General features: G+C 38.2%; 19 protein-coding genes. 6 read left to right on the plus strand and 13 right to left on the minus strand.

What is annotated here, in order from left to right:
* Positions 1-51: 51 nt before the first annotated feature.
* Positions 52-330 carry a class I ribonucleotide reductase maintenance protein YfaE gene (gene yfaE / locus GNP81_RS06870; protein WP_011261818.1) on the plus strand — a complete coding sequence of 93 codons (279 nt, stop codon included), beginning with the start codon at positions 52-54 and terminating at the stop codon, positions 328-330.
* Between the two features lie 63 nt (positions 331-393).
* Here the strand turns inward: yfaE and GNP81_RS06875 are convergent, their stop codons facing one another.
* Complete coding sequence (locus tag GNP81_RS06875) at positions 394-1,626, minus strand: CinA family nicotinamide mononucleotide deamidase-related protein (protein WP_005419048.1); 1,233 nt, start codon at positions 1,624-1,626, stop codon at positions 394-396.
* 250 nt (positions 1,627-1,876) lie between these two features.
* Here GNP81_RS06875 and GNP81_RS06880 point away from each other — a divergent pair, with 250 nt between their 5' ends.
* Both GNP81_RS06880 and GNP81_RS06885 read left to right on the plus strand, forming a co-directional pair.
* The gene (locus GNP81_RS06880; RefSeq protein WP_011261816.1) at positions 1,877-3,049 is read left to right on the plus strand and encodes an aromatic amino acid transport family protein; all 1,173 of its coding nucleotides are present in this window, start codon (positions 1,877-1,879) and stop codon (positions 3,047-3,049) included.
* A 148-nt stretch (positions 3,050-3,197) separates the two neighbouring features.
* Positions 3,198-4,112 carry a DUF3943 domain-containing protein gene (locus GNP81_RS06885; protein WP_063654655.1) on the plus strand — a complete coding sequence of 305 codons (915 nt, stop codon included), beginning with the start codon at positions 3,198-3,200 and terminating at the stop codon, positions 4,110-4,112.
* A gap of 169 nt (positions 4,113-4,281) precedes the next feature.
* On the opposite strand, the gene GNP81_RS06890 is transcribed toward GNP81_RS06885, so the two are convergent.
* From GNP81_RS06890 to GNP81_RS06930, 9 genes are all read right to left on the minus strand, one after another.
* On the minus strand, positions 4,282-4,668 hold the full coding sequence (locus GNP81_RS06890) for a hypothetical protein (RefSeq protein WP_005419044.1): 387 nt from the start codon (positions 4,666-4,668) through the stop codon (positions 4,282-4,284).
* 202 nt (positions 4,669-4,870) lie between these two features.
* On the minus strand, positions 4,871-5,524 hold the full coding sequence (locus tag GNP81_RS06895) for an MBL fold metallo-hydrolase (protein ID WP_005419041.1): 654 nt from the start codon (positions 5,522-5,524) through the stop codon (positions 4,871-4,873).
* Between the two features lie 44 nt (positions 5,525-5,568).
* Positions 5,569-6,678, minus strand: a complete 1,110-nt coding sequence (locus GNP81_RS06900) for a DUF1513 domain-containing protein (RefSeq protein ID WP_063647432.1) — start codon at positions 6,676-6,678, stop codon at positions 5,569-5,571.
* Positions 6,668-7,678 (minus strand): imelysin family protein, encoded by a 1,011-nt coding sequence (locus tag GNP81_RS06905; RefSeq protein WP_155657164.1) that lies wholly within the window; start codon positions 7,676-7,678, stop codon positions 6,668-6,670. Before GNP81_RS06905 ends, GNP81_RS06900 begins: the two co-directional genes overlap by 11 nt.
* A gap of 10 nt (positions 7,679-7,688) precedes the next feature.
* The gene (locus GNP81_RS06910) at positions 7,689-9,092 is read right to left on the minus strand and encodes a di-heme oxidoreductase family protein (RefSeq protein WP_063651204.1); all 1,404 of its coding nucleotides are present in this window, start codon (positions 9,090-9,092) and stop codon (positions 7,689-7,691) included.
* A gap of 179 nt (positions 9,093-9,271) precedes the next feature.
* Entirely contained in the window at positions 9,272-10,525 is a 1,254-nt protein-coding gene (locus GNP81_RS06915; protein WP_155657163.1) for an imelysin family protein, read from the minus strand.
* A gap of 210 nt (positions 10,526-10,735) precedes the next feature.
* Complete coding sequence (locus tag GNP81_RS06920; protein ID WP_063658620.1) at positions 10,736-11,335, minus strand: GTP cyclohydrolase II; 600 nt, start codon at positions 11,333-11,335, stop codon at positions 10,736-10,738.
* A gap of 159 nt (positions 11,336-11,494) precedes the next feature.
* Positions 11,495-12,640 (minus strand): L-threonine dehydrogenase, encoded by a 1,146-nt coding sequence (yiaY, locus tag GNP81_RS06925; RefSeq protein ID WP_065641368.1) that lies wholly within the window; start codon positions 12,638-12,640, stop codon positions 11,495-11,497.
* A 324-nt stretch (positions 12,641-12,964) separates the two neighbouring features.
* Positions 12,965-13,315 (minus strand): hypothetical protein, encoded by a 351-nt coding sequence (locus tag GNP81_RS06930; protein WP_005419033.1) that lies wholly within the window; start codon positions 13,313-13,315, stop codon positions 12,965-12,967.
* A gap of 144 nt (positions 13,316-13,459) precedes the next feature.
* On the opposite strand from GNP81_RS06930, the gene GNP81_RS06935 reads away from it, so the two are divergent.
* The 3 genes from GNP81_RS06935 to GNP81_RS06940 all read left to right on the plus strand — a co-directional run bounded on the left by GNP81_RS06935 (position 13,460) and on the right by GNP81_RS06940 (position 15,314).
* The gene (locus GNP81_RS06935) at positions 13,460-14,647 is read left to right on the plus strand and encodes a cystathionine beta-lyase (RefSeq protein ID WP_155673543.1); all 1,188 of its coding nucleotides are present in this window, start codon (positions 13,460-13,462) and stop codon (positions 14,645-14,647) included.
* Between the two features lie 189 nt (positions 14,648-14,836).
* On the plus strand, positions 14,837-15,004 hold the full coding sequence (locus GNP81_RS19310; RefSeq protein ID WP_196587338.1) for a hypothetical protein: 168 nt from the start codon (positions 14,837-14,839) through the stop codon (positions 15,002-15,004).
* A 1-nt stretch (position 15,005) separates the two neighbouring features.
* Entirely contained in the window at positions 15,006-15,314 is a 309-nt protein-coding gene (locus GNP81_RS06940) for a hypothetical protein (protein WP_155673010.1), read from the plus strand.
* A gap of 79 nt (positions 15,315-15,393) precedes the next feature.
* Here the strand turns inward: GNP81_RS06940 and GNP81_RS06945 are convergent, their stop codons facing one another.
* The 3 genes from GNP81_RS06945 to GNP81_RS06955 form a co-directional block, all read right to left on the minus strand.
* The gene (locus tag GNP81_RS06945; protein WP_005419024.1) at positions 15,394-15,780 is read right to left on the minus strand and encodes a DUF2750 domain-containing protein; all 387 of its coding nucleotides are present in this window, start codon (positions 15,778-15,780) and stop codon (positions 15,394-15,396) included.
* Positions 15,781-15,904: 124 nt separating this feature from the next.
* The gene (locus GNP81_RS06950; RefSeq protein ID WP_155673542.1) at positions 15,905-18,982 is read right to left on the minus strand and encodes an efflux RND transporter permease subunit; all 3,078 of its coding nucleotides are present in this window, start codon (positions 18,980-18,982) and stop codon (positions 15,905-15,907) included.
* Complete coding sequence (locus GNP81_RS06955; RefSeq protein ID WP_155673541.1) at positions 18,979-20,061, minus strand: efflux RND transporter periplasmic adaptor subunit; 1,083 nt, start codon at positions 20,059-20,061, stop codon at positions 18,979-18,981. Before GNP81_RS06955 ends, GNP81_RS06950 begins: the two co-directional genes overlap by 4 nt.
* Positions 20,062-20,063 lie beyond the last annotated feature (2 nt).

Genomic DNA, 20,063 nt, shown 5'->3' on the forward strand with positions numbered 1-20,063 from the left:
ATGGCTTGTGTTACTCTTTCTTAAGGGAAATAAACTGAAAGCTCTTTAAGCATGACTAAAATACACATCAACAAGATAATAACGCTACATAACACGTCACATCGTTCTTTATTAGAAGTAATGGAGCAACAAGGGCTGGTTGTTGAATCTCAATGCAGAAGTGGCGATTGTGGTACTTGTCGTTGTACTCTAGTGTCAGGCGAAGTGGAATATCAATCTTTTCCTCTTGCTTTTATCGGACCAAATGAAATTCTTCCCTGCGTTTGTAAAGCGAAAACGGACTTAGTTATTGAAGGGCTACAATTTCAAACGTTAGTTAAAAAAGCATAAAAAAGCCCAACAAGAGTTATCCTATTGGGCTTATTGTGTTCTATGTCTTATTCTGAAATGTGTCTACAGTGCACTTTGCGGTACATATATTTCAGATTCTCGATTTAGCGATTGGTACTCACCAAACATAGGCTTGCGTTCTAAGCAACGGCGCAACATATCTAACATTAGTGTTGAAATAATAGAGCGCATTTCATTATAGCTATAGTCTCGCTTCAGACTTACCAACTGTCCCCACTCACCATACGATGTAGAAAGAGCTACAGCGACTTTTCCTTCAAGCATTGGTCCTGAAGATAAGCCAATTGATGTCTGTGTTCTTTCTCTTGTTGCTGCAGCTAATGCTAACGCAGCAGCCAATGGATCTTGTCCCGCCATTTGCTGGTCAACTTGAGATGATAAAATCCAACCTTGTTTCATATGAGAACGAATTTGTTCATCCTCTTGCAACCAATTAGTTAACCACCCACCTGTCGCTTGTTCAGCAACCGTGAAGTTTAGTGAAAATTCATTTAAAAGTGCACCTACGTTAGGTAGCATCGATTCATCAACACTCACCACATTATCACCAAGTAAATGATACATTTTCTCTAAAGTAGGAAAGCGTCCATCATGATTTTTAGGGCCAAACAATTTCACTTCAATAAATGGAAGTGCTGAACGGTAACCAATTTCAAAACCATGAGGTAAACGAACTTGTTGCAACTTATCTTGAATACCAGATTCTGATAAACCAAAGGTAAATAAACGGCTACATTCAGACGCTTCAACCATTGGATGCCATTGTTTCATTCGAGGCAAGATCTGGTGCTCTACCATCACTTTGAATTCTGACGGTACACCTGGGGTAAAAATAACAATTGATTTGTTTATTTCAATAAAGAATCCACATGCAGTCCCTACCGGATTATCAATAAGTTGTGCACCTTCAGGTAGCATTGCTTGCTTGATATTACTGTGTGGCATTTCTTTACCTTGTTCAAGGTAACGAGCTTGCATGCGATCAAGCCAATATTGCGACATAACCAAATTGGTATTTAATACTTTTGCCGCAGCTTCACTAGAAATATCATCAGAGGTTGGACCTAAGCCACCATTAACAATTACGATTGATGCTTGATTAGTCTGATGGTGTATCTCTGCTACTAACGCATCAATGTTATCGCCGACAGTAGAGCGATTTGATAATTTGAAGCCATGTTGATAAAAAAGTTGCGACATCCAAGCAGCATTGGTATCAACAATATCACCATGTAAAACTTCTTCGCCTGTGCTAATCATTGCTACTTGCAACATGCACCTTTCCTCTTTGATATTTCTATAATTACTTCTAATTTATCACATATGTGACTTTAAAAAACCATCTTACTTTTAATTTTACTCTATTTTGATAAAAATGCCTTTCAGCCTTACCGTGTAAACATATAATTACAGTAATTGTATTTATAATTGTACATTTTTATTGTATTCAATTCAGAATAGTCGTACATTTCTACCATCGAAAATAAGCACCCAAATTTACTCTAATTTAAGAAAGAAGAAGTATATGAAGACAAAAGTACTTGGAAGCTCGTTAATTATAGCAGGAACAACCATAGGAGCTGGCATGTTAGCCCTACCTCTTGTTTCCGCTAGTCTAGGATTCTTTACAGCAAGTTTATTAATGATTGGTATTTGGGCAATCATGAGCTATACAAGTCTACTGATGTTAGAAGTTCATCAATATGGAGAACAGAGCGCAACGCTTCATAGTTTAGCTCGCCAATTTTTAGGAAAACACGGACAAAAAGTTGCAACCTTCTCTATGTTGTTTCTTTTTTACGCTTTGTGTGCGGCTTACATTGCAGGAGGAAGTGAACAATTTCATTCTAAATTAAATGAGCTGCTTCCTTTTGAGTTTTCAAATTTTACATCAACGATTATCTTTACCTGTATTGTTGCAACCATCATTACATTTGGTACGAAAACAGTTGATATTATTAACCGTGGTTTATTCACGTTAAAATTAGTTATGTTAGTTTCTATTCTATTCTTTTTAACGCCAAGTATTACTGGAGAATACCTATTAGCATTGCCTGTTGAGCAAGGTGTATTTATTACAGCATTACCCGTTATTTTCACTTCGTTTGGATTTCATGGCAGTATTCCAGCAATCGTGAACTACCTTGAATTAGATGTTAAAAAGATCAAAATAAGTCTATTAGTGGGTTCTTCCCTACCTTTAATTGTTTACTTATTTTGGCAAGGAATGACATTAGGCTTGTTGTCACAAAATGAATTTGGCCAAATAAACGGACTAAATCAATTCATCACTGAAATTCAAAGCACAATAGATCACCAATTTATTCAACAAGCACTCTCTTTGTTTGCCGATCTTGCGCTATTAACCTCATTCATTGGTGTCAGTTTGGGATTATTTGAATTTTTACGTGATTCATCTAAAAAATGGCAACAATCATCAATTGTGACCGCTTTATTAACTTACACGCCACCATTATTATTTGCTTTGTTCTACCCACAAGGCTTTATCATGGCTTTAGGCTATGCTGCTATTGCTCTTGTTATTCTTGCTCTATTCTTGCCGGTAGCTTTAGTTATTTCAGCGAGAAAAACTAAAAAAGGATCTGAATACCAAGTAATCGGTGGTAACGGAGCACTCTTATTGGTCGTTGCTTTTGGTGTACTTATTATTATGAGTCAACTTTTCAGTTCTCTATAACAACTTAATTATTGATCTTTTGTTGAGCCAGTTTGTCTACATTTAACCTAGATAAACTGGCTCTTCTTATTTTTATGTTTTGCATTTTTTCTCGAATAGTAGATAATTGTGAACTAGCTCAGAAATTTAACTGTATTAAGGACTTTTCGTGAAAAAACAAGCAATAGCCGGTTTGCTTTTAGGGTGTACAGCATCAACAAATGCTTTCGCACTGGATACTAATAGCGCTTATGATATGGATTATCAAGACGACTGTTCTACTAATATCTACTCTAGCTATTGTTCAAATGCGTCATTTGATTTTTCTCCAATGCGCTTAGATGGTGAGACACCTTCTAAAGTTGCTGAAAATGATTCCCTAGCACAAAGCACACAATTACCGCACTACCTTCGCGTATCAGATGAGCGTGACTGGGACTACCTAATGGAACAGTCATACACTATTCTAGGTTTAAGTGTTGCAACTGTTGGTTTAATGACTTTTCTTCCTGAAAGCATCACTAAGTGGGATTCTGAAGATTCAAGCATTAAAAACCTAGGCTCTAAGTGGAAAGATAACGTAAGCCAAGGCCCTGTATGGGATAAAGATGAGCACTTCTTAAACTATGTAATGCATCCTTACTTTGGTGGTGTTTACTATACAGCAGCTCGTCACGCAGGCTTTAACGAGTTTGAATCTTTCTTATACTCGACAACAATGTCAACATTCTTCTGGGAGTATGGTGTAGAGGCATTTGCTGAAGTACCATCTATTCAAGATTTATTCGTTACTCCATTCTTTGGTGCTGTTGTCGGTGAAGTAATGCTTCAACAAGAACTTCGTATTACCGAAAATGGTGGCGAAGTAATGGGCTCTGAAACATTAGGTAGCGTAAGTCTATTCTTCTTAAACCCTGTTGGTCATATCCATTACTGGGTAACCGATGCTTGGGGTGATGAGACAGAAGTTAATCTAGCTTACAACGCATGGTTTAGTAATGGTGATGCTGCTCAATACGCTTACGATGCGGGTATGCCTTATACCGACCAGTTTATCGGCCTTGAAGTGAAACTTAAATTCTAAATTCACATCAATCAGAATGACAAAAATAAAGGGCATCTTAGTATGCCCTTTATTTTTATAATTAGATGGTCATTAATGGAATTGGTACTATCTAAACATCATTTTCAAGGCACAAAAAAACCGAGGTAATCTCGGCTTCTTTGTGTCTATAAAATAGTTTATTAAACGATTAAGCCGCTTTATAAATCACTTTATTACCAGCAAGTTGTTCACGTACAACTAGGTTTTCTTCAACTAGCTTCTTCAAGCCACCTGTTGCCCATGCTGCCGCTTTTGCTTCTTCTTGACCAGCTGCAAGACCAATTTCTTTTGAATTGATGCCTTCAGGATTTTGACAAACAATGTCAAATACAGTCTGTTGCTTTGGCGTAAGTGCGATGTCTGTTGCTGCTGCTTTTGGTGCTTCTGCAACTACTGCTTCCACTTTTTTCTCAACTGGTTTAGCTACTTTTGCAGGTTTAGCTGCTTTTTTCACTTCAGTTTTTGGTGCAGTAACTTTAGCTTTAATGCGTTTATGCAGCTTAGACTGAACTTTACGTTTGTGAGCAATTTTCATGAAACTTAAACTCCGTTGCGCTATATCTATATTTGTGAGTTACCCTCTCAAATTGATAGCGGAAAAAAGATGTCAATTCCTAAAATGTAACCCAAATAGTTGTATTGGAATTGGCGAAGCGCGTTTTATACCAAAAAACGCGCCATATTTATAGACATGACGACACTGTATGGTGAAAAGTCCGTCACTTTTACAAAATTTCTTACCAAAGTGGCATTTTATCAGCGACAAATGGGTTAGTTTGACGCTCGTGACCAAATGTTGACTCTGGACCATGACCTGGTACAAATCTCATGTCATTACCTAATGGCCACAGTTTTGTTTTAATAGAAGAAATAAGCGTATCAAAGTCCCCTTTAGGGAAATCTGAACGACCAATAGCACCTTTAAACAGTACATCGCCAACGAATGCCATTTTTGCTTCTTGATTAAACAGTACTACGTGACCTGGAGTATGACCCGGCGTATGCAGAACGTCTAATTTTTGATTACCAAACTCAATCACATCACCTTCATTTAACCATTGGCTTGGCTCAAATGCCTCTGTGTGAGGGAAACCAAATCGCTCACTTTGGTTTGGAAGACCTTGCAACCAGAAATTATCTTCTTTATGCGGACCAACAATCGTTGCATTAGTAATAGCAGCCAGATCTTCTGTACCACCTACATGATCTAAATGACCATGAGTTAATACCATATGCACAACATCAACATTTAATGCCTCAATTGCTTGTTTCAGCAATTGAACATCACCACCAGGATCGATCACAACGCCTTTCATGGTTTCATCACACCATACGATTGAACAATTTTGCTCGTATGAAGTCACAGGAATAATTTGATATTGTAAGCTCATATTTGTCTCTTCCTAAAATAATTACACTAAGAATAGCACGGCTATTATTTTAGGGGAATTCGATTCCAATGGTTATCCCACATCACATTCGTTTGATGACTTGTGACAATACCACTTTCAGTTCTGTTAACCACTTTTCCGGCTCCTGAGCTAATATGCCATTGCGGTGAATTAAGTCCACTTTGCTCAACCACCACACCAGACGCATCCACGAGTGATGCAATCTCAGTTAACTGGTTTGTCTCAAGATCCCAGACACCATAGCAATTTCCTCGAGGAGATGTGGCAACAACATGTGTTCCTAATACAGCAATGCTTGCTATGTAATGATTAAATCTAAGCCATTCTTCAGGTTCTGCTTTCAGTGGAATTAAAGCCCCACCCCGTTGATGTATTGCCACTAAAGGAACACCATCTTCTGGCTCTCCTCGATATTGCTGACCACATAACACGCGTCCGTCATGAGTTTGAGATAAATGGCGAATACTTAACTTATGATCGGCTAATCCAACACGTTCAACCACTTTTCCAGACTCAGTAGACAAGTAGACTAACGCTGGTTGCATCGACTCTAAATTTAAGGGCGTTCTACCATCTGTATGAACGCCACCAACACCTATCGCTAATGTTGTGTCATCAACACGGATCACTTCATGAGGGCCAATACCAAAGCCTGAAAATTCATTTACTTTAATTAACTGGTGATCACGCAATTGATAAACACCAATAATGCCTTGGCTCGTCTTCTTTTCTCCTTCTGTGGTATACAAAGTCATTCCATCAGAAGAAAACACACCATGACCATAAAAATAGCGGTCAGGGCTAGACGCAGTAATGGCATAACTTTTACCGGTTTCTATATTAAACAACTGCATATAGTTACCAGGGCGTCGAGCAAATGCGACACCTAACTCACCATTAGGGGAGATAGCAACACCATGACCTCTTTCTGGTAGTGGAATCGAATAAATTGGGTAACCGTTACTGTCCGCAACAACCGCACTAAAATGCCCATTAGCGGTACGAGAGCAAGATACCAATGCCGCTTTTTCTCTCTGAAGCGACGAAGAAGAACACGCTGTTAGCCATGGTGACAATGCCAAAGCAGCCGCACTACTTTTTAATAACTTACGTTTATGATTATCAATCGCCATCAGTTGCATTGAACCCTATTACAATATTCAACTCTATCGCTACTTCTTCATGAATTAGGTACTTCAAATACTCTAATTTGTTATATAAAGAGAGTGTATCTTGATAGCCTGATTTAGTTTGCAATGCAGCAAACAACGACGAAGATGCAGGCCACGATGCTAATGTAGAATCAAAATGATCATTAATTCGATCGGCTAACTCTGCATGCCCTTGCTTACGTAAATAATTATCAAGACCGACACCATTAGCTATATAAAGTGTGCGCATTGCTTCAACATTGTATTTAAGCCACGTTAATGACTTTTCTGAACGCCATGACTCAGCAAAATATGGACGTGGTTGTCCAATTTTTGCCAGTGGACGACTCAGTTTTTTCATACTGTAATCAAGTTGATTCGCTAACAACGCAATATATTCATTTAGCCACATTGTTTGATCAAATTCAGACCATGGATTAACTTGCCATGCTTGTTCTATTTTTTGCGTATTAAGCGCCAAATTGCGTGTAATCGCATTACCCAACTGACACGCTTCAGGTTGTGGTAACGTAGATGATTGATCAAACAGCAACCATTCAACAGCTCCAAGACCTTGAGTGGTCACACTTTGCTGTTGAATTAACTTACTATTCCAACTCAGATCTTGTTGTAATAACTGAGACATTTTTCGACCTGTTGTATTTTTTTTATCCGGCCAAAATTGAATATTCCAATTTAATGTAAGTGCTGCTTCCGGGCCCCTTTCTTGCCCTTGTAATGCCATCCAAGAGTGCATTGTTTGCTGCCACTGTTCTTCAACTTCTCGTTTATCAGCTTGCTTTACACAGTAAGATTCAAACTTTTGCGCTAGTTGTAAACTTGATTCAGCTAAACGTTGAGCGGATTGTTGCTCAATAGCATAAACTTGCTCAATCATTTCATTTGATGTCGAGGTTTGGCTAGTACTTTGACAGGCAGCAAGCAAAACCGTACTGCTTAGTAATAGATACTTAGGTTTCATTGCTTATCCTTTATAATGAGTTCAGAAATTCAAGTAACGCATTGCGATCTTGCGTTGATAATTTAACTACGGCATCACGAGCTGTTTGAGCTTCACCACCATGCCAAAGAATCGCTTCTAATGCATTTCTAGCTCGACCATCATGAAGCATTTCTGTATGTCCATTCACTTCCTGTGTATAGCCAAGTCCCCACAATGGCGGCGTTCGCCATTCTTGCCCATTCGCTAAAAACTCCGGTCTATTATCTGCAAGTCCTTCCCCCATATCATGAAGTAGTAAATCAGTATAAGGGTGAATTAACTGGTTAGATAACGCAGGTCTGTTTTTAATTTTTGCTGTTTGTATATTGCTTTTATGACAGCTTTCACAGCCAATATCTTTAAATAGTTTTTGACCTTTAATAACTTCGGGATCATTTACATTTCGACGAACTGGAACCGCTAAATGCTGAGAATAAAATTCAACAAAATTTAAAATCTTATCGCTAACCTCAGGCTCACCGCCATGGGGAAGCTTCGCACATGCTGCCTGAGCCTGAGTACAATCATCTTTTGGGAACATATTACTCGTTAAGCCTAAATCCCCGTTAAACGCTGCCGCATTTTGTTGCATAAGTGTCGGTTGTCCAGCTTTCCAACCAAAACGTCCTAATTCAAGTTGCTTTGTTTTTGCATCCCACACTCGGTTTGCTTTACCTGAAACGCCTTTATTTTCATTCTTTTGTTGTTCAGCAAAACCAAGGATTGTTTTTTCAGGGATCGATTCTAATAAACCTAAACCGATCATTGGTGGGGCAATTCGTGCAGACATCATTACATTCTCATCCATGTCACCATAAGCTAATTCAGTAATGGTCAAATTTGGCTTACGCAATGTGACAACGTAACCATCAGAAAGCGTTACAGATAGATCATTATAGGTAATGTGTATTTGTCCTTCTGGTTTTAATCCAGATAACGAGAAATCTTGAAGCTGCCCACCATAAGTAGGCTCAGGGATCACCCCTTCTAAAAGAATGCGTTTTTTCTGCTCTGGAGTAAAAGCAGGAATACTTAATCGAACAAGCATAGATACAGCATTTGTATCGCCTTCTCGAGGAGCATGTCCTCTACCATCTTTAATATGACAATTCTGACAACCGTTAGTATTAAATAAAGGGCCGAGTCCATCTCTGGCATCTGTTGACGCGGGTGCTTGTACCCAAGGATTACGAAAGAAACTGTTACCGACACTAAAGTCTAGTCGTTTACTCATAGGTAAATTTGCAGCAGGTAAGGAGAAGGCATTCTGCCCCTCTTTTTTTACACTTGTCTTACCACCAGAGGCAACATCAATAGGGTTAACATCAGCTGAGAAAGAAGAAAAAGAAAATGTAGATAATAAAGTTATTGCTCCAAGCATTGCGGGTTTCATAAAGTCGCACATCCTGATCGTCATATTATTATGGGTATCGATGGGTATTGTTTATCGTTATTATTTCAATAACCACAATAGAAAAAAGAAAAGAGCTCAATCACTAAATCGGGGGAAATGTGATTGAGCTAACACCTATTTCTAGGTTGGTATCATTGTATTACTGCTTTTTCTTAGAATTAAAATTCGTGATCTGCTGTATCAGGATTTAAACTCGTAATGCCAATAACGTTTGCAGCTCGTTCAATAGAAGCGGTTTGCAAAACTAACGACATAATTGATTTGTTTACTAATGCATTACCAGCAGCGTTATCAGCGGCAATCAATTGATCAAAGTGTTGATTATCCTTCTCCGCAGCAGAAACCAATGTACCTACTTGAGTACGAGTTGCATCAAACTGCTGTTTAATCTCTTTTGCTGCTTTTGCATCTTTCTTTGCAACAAGATCATGAATACTTGGTCCAGACAATTGAGAACCGTCAGCTCGTGTATAAGTCCCCGTATAAACGTTATAGATACCTTGTTCGTTGTAGTAATGAGAGTTATGTGTATTATCAGAAAAACAATCGTGCTCGTCTTCTGTTGAGTTTGCTTCTAATGCAACCTTCATTCGCTCGCCTGCTAACTCACCTAGAGATAATGACCCCATGCCAAATAACATCTTACGTAAACCTTGCTCTGATGATTCAGATAAAAGCTCGGCACGATAATTTTTCTCACCTTCTTTCCACTGTTTTTCCATCCAAGAAAGATCTTTAATCAACAATTCAGAAGCCGCTTTTAAATATTCAGCTCGGCGCTCACAATTACCGTTAGTACACGCAGAACCAATAACATAATCAGTGTATGGACGCTCACCTGCACCAGAGTTAGTTCCATTTAGGTCTTGGCCCCAAAGTAAAAATTCAATGGCATGATAGCCCGTTGCTACATTTGCCTCAGAACCGCCTAACTCATTTAAGTCTGCTAATTGCTCAGCCTTAATTGATGTTACATCAATCGTTTCAGCACCAATCTTTATTGACTTAGATGCAACAATATTCGCTTTAGCGCCATCATTACCTAATTCATATTGATAATCGTCTGCAACATAATCAATTAGGCCTTCATCTAAAGGCCAAGCATTTAATTGCCCTTCCCAATCATCAACAATCGCATTACCAAAACGAAAAACTTCCGATTGTTGATAAGGTACACGAGCCTCTTTCCAAGCAAGCTTTACTGTCTCTAAGCCATCTTTAGAAGGATTATTCAAAAAAGTAGTAATGGCTTTGTCCAGTTTTTGAGCTGTAGATAAAGAATCGCTATAAACAGCATGAGCAATATCAGCATAGTGCTCTACCACTTCCGATTGAGTCGTTGCTTGTGAAATAGAAGGAATAACAAATAAAGATGCGGTAATTAAATTTCGAGCAAATTTGACGTGATTCATGAATCGTCCTTGTTGAGCAAATGAATATGACTTGTAATCCATTAATTGAAAACTGTAAGAATTCATTAATGATAATAATTTTTATTTGCGTAATATACTCATTCTGAATCTAAATGCAAATCCTTATCATTTATTTTACCAATTTTGTGTAACTCATAAAAAAAACCCACAAATAAGTGAGGTTTTTAACAGTTAATAATAAAGACAATATTATTTATCAAAATTTAACTTATGCCCGTGTGCGGCCTTTGAATGTAAATAATGCTCATTGCCCTGTTTTACATGGGCGTGAGTATTAACAACTTCATCAATTTCAATACCGTAGTTTTGAATATCCTCAATCTTTTTTGGGTTATTTGTAACTAGCTTTATCTTAGATATATTCAGTGCTTCAAGCATTTGTGCCGCTTCTTTGAAGTCACGTAAATCATCACCAAACCCTAAATGATTATTGGCCTCATAGGTATTCATACCTTGGCTCTGTAACTCATAAGCATCTAATTTATTATATAAACCAATACCGCGTCCCTCTTGGCGTAAGTATAAAATAATACCGCCACTTTCAGACATACGGTTAATCGTTTCTTCTAATTGTTCACCACAATCACAACGAGATGAATGAAAGACATCCCCTGTTAAACACTCAGAATGCATACGAACTAAGGGAGTGGATTGATGTTTATCGGCTTGATTAAAAATAACAGCAACGTGCTCTTTCTCAGTCTCTAGCCCTTCAAATGAAAGCATCTCTGCAGGGATATTACTTTTTTGCCCTACCATTAACTCTATACGAGCTCTTACGTTTGCCATGCTAATTTACTGCCTTTTTCAATGAGAAGATCACATCTTCTACGACTTAATCAGATAAAAAGATCATAAGCATACCCTAACGTGGAAGCAAGAATCAAAAAAAAGGCCTAACAATCGTTAGACCTTTCTAAACTAATTAATACTTTTATCTATAAAGCTTTACATTGCTGCTTTAAAGATACTTACGATTTCTTCGTGCGTCGCTTGTTTAGGGTTAGTAAAACCACATGCATCTTTTAATGCATTTTCAGCAAGCGTATCAAAATCTTCTTCTTTAGCGTTAAGCTCTGTTAGACCAGAAGGGATACCAACATCTTGTGATAATTGTTTAATCGCTTCTAATGCAGCTTGAGCGCCTTCTTCATTTGTCATGCCTTCAACGTTTACGCCCATTGCTTTTGCAACGTCTTTTAGACGCTCTGGACATACTTTAGCGTTGTAACTTTGTACGTGAGGAAGAAGAATCGCATTACATACGCCATGTGGAAGGTCATAGAAACCACCTAACTGGTGTGCCATTGCGTGAACATAACCTAGAGAAGCATTGTTAAATGCCATACCTGCCATGAATTGTGCATAAGCCATTTGCTCACGAGCTTCTAGATTTTGACCATCGTTAACCGCTGTACGTAAATGCGCTTGGATAAGTTCCATTGCTTTAATTGCTACGGCATCTGTTACTGGTGTTGCAGCAATAGATACATACGCTTCAATTGCGTGTGTTAATGCATCCATACCCGTTGCAGCAGTTAATGAAGCAGGTTTAGCAAGCATTAACTCTGGATCGTTTACAGACATTAATGGTGTCGTGTGTTTATCAACAATCGCCATCTTAATGTGACGAGCTTCATCTGTAATGATACAGAAACGCGTCATTTCAGATGCAGTTCCTGCCGTTGTATTAATTGCAATTAAAGGTAATTGTGGTTTAGCCGACTGATCAACACCTTCATAATCAGCAATCTCGCCACCATTTGCAGCAACTAAAGCAATACCTTTAGCACAATCATGAGGAGAACCACCACCTAAAGAAATAACAAAATCACACTCATTTTCTTTAAGAATTTTTAAACCTGCATTTACGTTACCGATTGTTGGGTTTGGTTGCGTACCATCAAACACTGCGACTTCTACACCGCGCTCTGCTAATAAATCTGATACTTGTTTAACCATACCAATTGCAACTAGTACGTTATCAGTAACGATAAGACCCTTTTTGTAACCTTGTGATTTAATGCTGTCCATTGCTTCTGTAAGACAACCTGCACCCATTAAGTTTACTGTAGGGATAAAAAATGCACTCATAACCAACTCCATTAGTATTTATATAAATTTTTAAGAACTGTTTATGTTTTAACATTGATGCAGGTAATAACTTTTTGATCTAAGACAAAAAATGAAACAGGTTTATTTTATTGCAATAAAACTGTGAAGTAGAGCATTTACACTAATGACGCAGATCACAAATATATCTCGTAATTTATTGATAATAAAAACAATAAATAAAAATCTACCTCATGGTGATCTAATGACCCATTCAATAGTGGAGTTACTATTACCTACAGATATAAAAAAACCGAGCACTCATTGGCTCGGTTTTATTCAATTCATTTACGTCTTTTTTAGTACTTAAGAACGCTTTGGCTGTTGGTACGTTTTACCTGCTGCTTGATACGTTTCTTTTTGCTTCATATCAAACATTGCGTAGAAGAACCAAGCGATGAATTTAATCACATCATCACCTTCGTTCATGATCCACTCTGCAAGCTCTTGCTCTTCACCGTTTTCGTCTTCATCCGTAAATACATGATAAATACGTTGCTCACCTTCTACTTCTGCAAGACGAAATTGACCCGCTAATGATTGAGCCGCTTCAACAATGTCTTGGTCTTCGCATGTTTTTAATGCTTCTAGCACTTGAGGAAGGTTTTCTTTCTTACACAGTTCTTTAACTAATGTTTCAAATTCATTCTGTTGCATTTGATATTCAACTCTGAGGTTAACGATGATGTGATTTTAGCAGCAAAAAAAATTTATTCGACCTCAATTCACTTTATTCCTTGATATTTGGTGTTCATTTTGGCTTTATGGGTATATTGCTTACTTTTTATTGAATGGATTCATATGTCAGAAAAACTAGAGACAAAATACGTCACTGCTGGTCGTAGCAAAAAATGGACAAAAGGCGTAGTTAACCCACCAGTACAACGCGCTTCTACTGTGGTGTTTAATACGGTTGCAGAAAAAAATCACGCCATGGCCAATCGAGCCAAACAAACGCTTTTTTATGGGCGTCGAGGTACAGAAACGCACTTTGCTCTACAAGATGCCATGGCTGAACTTGAAGGTGGCGCAGGCTGTGCTTTATACCCTTGTGGTACGGCTGCTATCGCCAATACCATTTTAGCCTTTGTGAAAACAGGCGATCACATTTTAATGGTGGATGGTTGTTATGAACCAACCCGTGACTATTGTGAAACTATCTTGAAACGAATGGGAATTGAAACCACCTATTATGACCCAATGATTGGTGAAGGTATTCGTGAACTTATTCGCCCAAACACAACGGTTTTGTTTACTGAATCTCCATGCTCTATCACAATGGAAGTTCAAGATTTACCGACCCTCTCTCGCATTGCACACGAAACAGATATTACCGTCATACTTGATAATACTTGGGGGGCAGGAGTAAATCTTGCACCTTTTGAGCACGGTGTAGACATCTCAGTACAAGCAGCAACCAAGTACATCGTTGGTCACTCGGATGTCATGTTAGGCACTGCGGTTGCTAACGAAAAACATTGGGATCAACTGCGTGAACAAAGTTATTTGATGGGGCAATGTATTTCACCTGATGATGCGTATCTTGCTATGCGTGGTATTCGCACTATGGGGGTTCGCCTAAAGCAGCATGAAAAGAGCAGCATCAAAGTAGCTAAATGGTTAGAAGCGCATCCATTGGTTGATCATGTTCGTCACCCTGCTCTTGCAAGCTGTCCGGGACACGAGTTTTACCAACGTGATTTCAAAGGTTGTAATGGCCTATTTTCGTTCGTGCTTAAACAATCAGATACTAAAGCAACCACCGTATTATTAGATGGTATGACGCATTTTAGTATGGGATATTCATGGGGAGGATTTGAAAGTCTTATTCTTGCCAATGAACCACGAAGCTTTAATGCATTAAGAACCATCGCTAACCCAAACTTTGAAGGAACGCTGATCCGTGTTCACATTGGATTAGAAGATGTTGACGATCTTATTCATGATCTTGATGAAGGATTACAACGCTATCAAGCCGCATTAAGTTAAGCTTCTAAATAAAAACTAGCACCATCATAATTAGCTACTTATCGTGTACTTTCATCATAAGTAGCTCTTATAATTAATATCATTAAAATCAATTAGACCACTACCATCCTTTCTCATACCCTTAAAACGAATTGTTCATGAAATACTTATTTTGTATTTCACATTAACACTCAAATTAAGGCGACCACCATGACTTCATCGTTATTTATTACACTATCTCCGTGTACTGCTTTGCTTGTTTTAGCTTGCAGAGATAAATCACAATCAAAAGAATGGCAGCAAGTATATCGTTATATGGCTTACTTATTTGGCACCATTACGACAGGTGTTGGTATTGCTTTAATTGCGGGAGTTTAATATGAATAATACAGACAGCACCGCAACTAATTTAGTTAAGGCTATTTTTATTAATGGCAAATTAAGTTCTTTGCAATATCTTGGCAAAATGATGGGACAATTTACAGTACCACTAGAAGATAATCTCATTTGGAAGGATATGTTGGAGTTTTGTCCAGAATGGTTCGATTATACAAAAGAAGAATGTGACGCAAGCTCACCTTTCTTTGTCGCTCACCATTTACAACCAATGTGCTCTCCTTATCGAGCAGCACGAATTGAAAATCCATATAAAGATTCAACGGTAATGGTTTATGGAATAATGAACTAAATACTAATGCTTTAACTTACGATAATACATAAAACTAGGCTATTTCTACTAACAAAAATAACCTAATCCCAAAACTCGATTAACGCTTTCTTTCTTGCTTTGTTAATTCAAAATCAAATTCGTCGGGGAAAAGGACTTGCCCTTCTTCATTCTGATTTGGAAATACAACCACAGCTAATTCATCGTCTTCTAAACCGTTAGTCCAGCGACTATGCCATTTATTCAAAGAGATAGACTCTGCTTTACACACATCCCATTCACCTGTTGCCCAAGCTTCGGCGAACTCTTGATTTGGCCATACAGGAACACAATCTTCTTCCTCTGTGTTCAACATTACACAACCATGCTCATCGGTTAAAATCCAAATTTGACGATTTGCCACCACTTCTTTCATGAAGTAATTAAAGCGTTCTTCTTCATTGTAATTTTGGATTTTTTCTATTGCTTGTTGATCTAATTGGCTCATTTACTGTTCCTAATATGTGGACTGCATTTGTATTATCCAGATTGATACAGATAGAATATCACAAAAAAAGCCCATACTAGATATTCTAATATGGGCTTTTGAACATTTATTCTATACGTCTATTTTAGTATTCAACGACTTTAATTCTGTGGAACATTCGATATAGAACTGGAACCACAATTAGAGTAAGAACGGTTGCAAAACCTAAACCGAACATAATCGTTACCGCCATTGGCTTAAAGAATATGTCAGGCAATAGAGGTATCATACCTAGAATTGTTGTAATCGCTGCCATACAAACGGGACGCACACGACTTAATGCCGCATCAACCACCGCATGATAAGGTTCTTTACCTGATTTGATTTCAATTTCAATCTGATCAAGCAGTACGATACCATTTTTCAACAGCATACCACTCAAGCTCAAGAAACCGAGTAAGGCCATAAAACCAAATGGTGTATTAAGTAACAATAAACCACTGGTGACACCAATAATAGCTAATGGTACCGTTAACCACACAATTACAGACTCTTTCACACTGTTAAATAAGAACACGGTGACTAAGAACATAAACAAGTAACCTAATGGCATCGTTTGGAATAATGACGCTTGAGCATCACGAGACGATTCGTATTCACCGCCCCACTCTAAACTGTAACCCGTAGGAAAATCGATCTGTTCAATTTGAGTTTGTAATCGTTTCTGTAATGTTGCTGCGGTTTCTTCACCTAAAATATCTGGGTCAGCCATTACAGTTAGCATACGTTTACGGTTTTTACGTACGATTTGAGGGTCTTCCCAAATCACATCATAACCAAGTACAACTTGCTGTAATGGGATGTATTGAGACAGAGCTGGACTCCAAATTTTCATGCCTTCAATCGTACTAATATCAACACGTTCATTTTCAGGTAATCGAGTGACAATTGGCATTAATGTTGTACCATCACGATAAACACCAATTGCTTTACCTGAGAACGCCATTTCTAATAGTTCGTTTACATCTGTCTTTGAAATACCATAACGACGAGCCTGACTCTCATTAAATTGAGGCTCAAGTACTTTTGTACGCTCACGCCAGTCATGACGTACATTCGTTGCTCCCGGATCATAATGCATAATATCGATAACTTGCGCCGCCAAACCACGTAATACTGTTGGATCAGCACCAACAATACGCGCTTCCACTTTTGCACCGCCACCCGGACCTAATTCAATTTGTTTCAATTTATATTGAATTTGTGGATATTGATCTTCGATATGCTGACGGAACTTCGCCATTAATGGCTGCAAAGCTTCATAGTTATCAACACGCGTCATTATTTCACCATAAGCTGCGTAGCTTTTCTCTGGTGCATAAGTCAGCATAAAACGTTGTAAACCTTTACCTGCTGTTGTTGTTACGTGTTCAATATGTTGTTGTTCTAATATCCATTCTTCTAACTCTTTTAATGTTGCATTAGTTGAACGAATATCGGTCCCCTCAGGCATCCATACATCCACCATGAAGATTGGCGTTGTTGATGATGGGAAGAAAGATTGTTTTACTTTGGTAAAGCCATATAAACTACCACCAAGAGCCACAACCAGTATTACCATGGTTGCTACAGAGTAGCGCATACAAAATTCTAGGAATCGCTTATAAACAACAAAGATCATCCCATTGTATGGGTCTTTCTCTTCAAGACTTTCTTCTTCGCTTTGTACTCTTTCTTTAAAGAATAAAGAAGCAAAGAAAGGCGTAAGTGAAATAGCAGTAAACCAACTTAGCATTAACGAAATTAGCAACACAGTAAAGAGCGTTCCACAATATTCACCGGTCGCATCATCAGATAAACCAATTGGCGCAAATGCGGTTACCGCTATAACCGTTGCTCCTAACAATGGCCATTTCGTTTGTGTCACAATGTCTGTGGCTGCTTGTAAACGAGTTCGTCCTTTTTGCATCCCAATAAGTATGCCTTCGACCACCACAATGGCGTTATCCACAAGCATACCGAGTGCAATAACCAGTGCACCAAGAGAAATACGTTGTAAATCGATAGCAAAATACTTCATAAAGACGAAAGTACCAGCAACGGTCAATAATAAGATAAGACCAATTAATAGACCTGAACGTACTCCCATAAAGAAAAGTAAAACGATAATTACAATCGCAACAGCCTGACCAAGACTGACTACAAAACCACTTACCGATTTATCCACTTCTTTTGGTTGACTGTAAATTTCAGAGATATCAATACCAATAGGCTGCTGCTCTTTAAGCTCAGCCATTCGTTGATCAACTAATTTACCGATTTCAACTACGTTAACACCTGCACTAAATGAAACACCGAGGTTTAAAGCAAAATTACCATTAAAGTTAACGATATTACTTGGCACTTCAACATAACCACGCTTAACTTCTGCGATGTCTTTTAGATAAATCAGTCCTTGAGCACCACCATCAGTAATGATCAAATCACCAAGTTGTGCCACATCTTCAAACTCCCCTGTTGGGTGAATTTGAATATATTCCGTTCCGATTTTTACAGCGCCAGCACTCGATACCGTATTTTGATTAGACAATAAACTGTACAAAGTTTGAGGAGAAATTCCTAAACTTGTCATACGTTTTAGTGAGGCTTCAATAAAGACTTGTTCTTGTTGAACACCGCTAACGGATACTTTACTAACGCCATCAACAAGCTCTAATTCACGACGCAAATAATCAACATAATCTAGGATTTCTTTATATGAATAGCCTTTTCCTGTTACAGCTAAAAGCACACCATAAACATCACCAAAATCATCGATAACTGATGGTTCACCAACACCTGGAGGCAATTGACGTTTCAGGTCATTGACTTTACGACGCAATTCATCCCAAATTTGTGGTAAATCATCAGGACCGTAATTGTTTTTCATGGTTACCGTGATCTGAGATAACCCTCGACTAGACAATGAGTTAACTTCATCAACATAAGTAAGTTGCTGAATCGCTTTTTCTAGTGGGTAGGTTACTTCTTCTTCCACTTGCTCAGGTGTCGCACCAGGGTAATTGGTTACGACCATTGCATCTTTAATGGTAAACGCGGGATCTTCTAAACGGCCTAAACCAAAAAATGCGGATGTACCACCAATCATAAAGATCAGTGTTAACATCCAACTGATGACTTTATTCTGTATGAAATAAGCTGCAATTCCTTTTTCTTGGCTCATTTTTTCTCCTCCGCATTAATAACATTCACTGACATGCCATCACGCAGTCGTGATACCCCTGCTATTACAATGCGATCACCGGTTGATAAACCTTCTACAACTCGTAAACCAGACGAGGTCGCTTTTGTCGTTACTACTTTTTGCTTTTTCACTGTATTGTTTTCATCAACAAGCCATACGTATTTTTCAGAGAGATCAATGGTATCGCCATCTTCATTAAAAATAGCTTCAATAGGAATTACCATCCCAGCTTGAGTTGATAAGCGAATTTCACTTTCACTGGTTGCCACTTCAACTGCCATGCCATCCAATATGAATTGATCTTCAGGCATAGGCATTGTTAATGTAACTAGATATGCTCCTGAATCAGGATCAGGCTCTGTAGTGTATTCTTTAATTTTGGCGGAATAACTCTCACCACTATCAAGACGAACGGTTGCTTTAATGCTTTCAATTATTTCTTTATTCGGTTGCTTGGCATAAAGCTTGTCAGGAACTTGAACAATAATATCTACCGCATCTCGGTTATTAATATTAACGATCTGTTGTCCTACTTGAATATTTTCAAATTGTTCGACACTTACACGAGAAATAACACCATCAATTGGCGCTTTTAACTCGGTAAAACTTAAACGCAATTTTGCTAACTCTAAATCCGCTAATGCAATTTGTCGTTGCGCTGCTAATTCATCGAATTGTGATTTGGCTAACAAGCCTTTATCAACTAACGGTTTTGAACGCTTATATTGACTGTTTGCTACGTTGTAACGAGCTCGAGCATTATCAACATCAATGTTATAGTCGGTTTTATCTAACACAGCTAAAACTTGACCTTTTTTAACGATTTCCCCTGCTTTTATATTTAGCTCTTTAATCTCACCAGAAAGTCGAAAACTTAGATGAGAACGGTCAGCAGCAGTGGCTACCGCAGGAAGATAAAGACGATCACTTACCCCATTTGAGTTAATATCTTTAATCACAACGTTCGGTATTTCTACAACCGTTTCCGTTGGAGCAGGATTACAAGCCGTAAGGAGTAACGTGCTGGAAAGTAAAGATAGTTTCATTAATCTTTGCATTA

The organism is Aliivibrio fischeri (assembly GCF_009727955.1).
Lineage (GTDB): Bacteria > Pseudomonadota > Gammaproteobacteria > Enterobacterales > Vibrionaceae > Aliivibrio > Aliivibrio fischeri_A.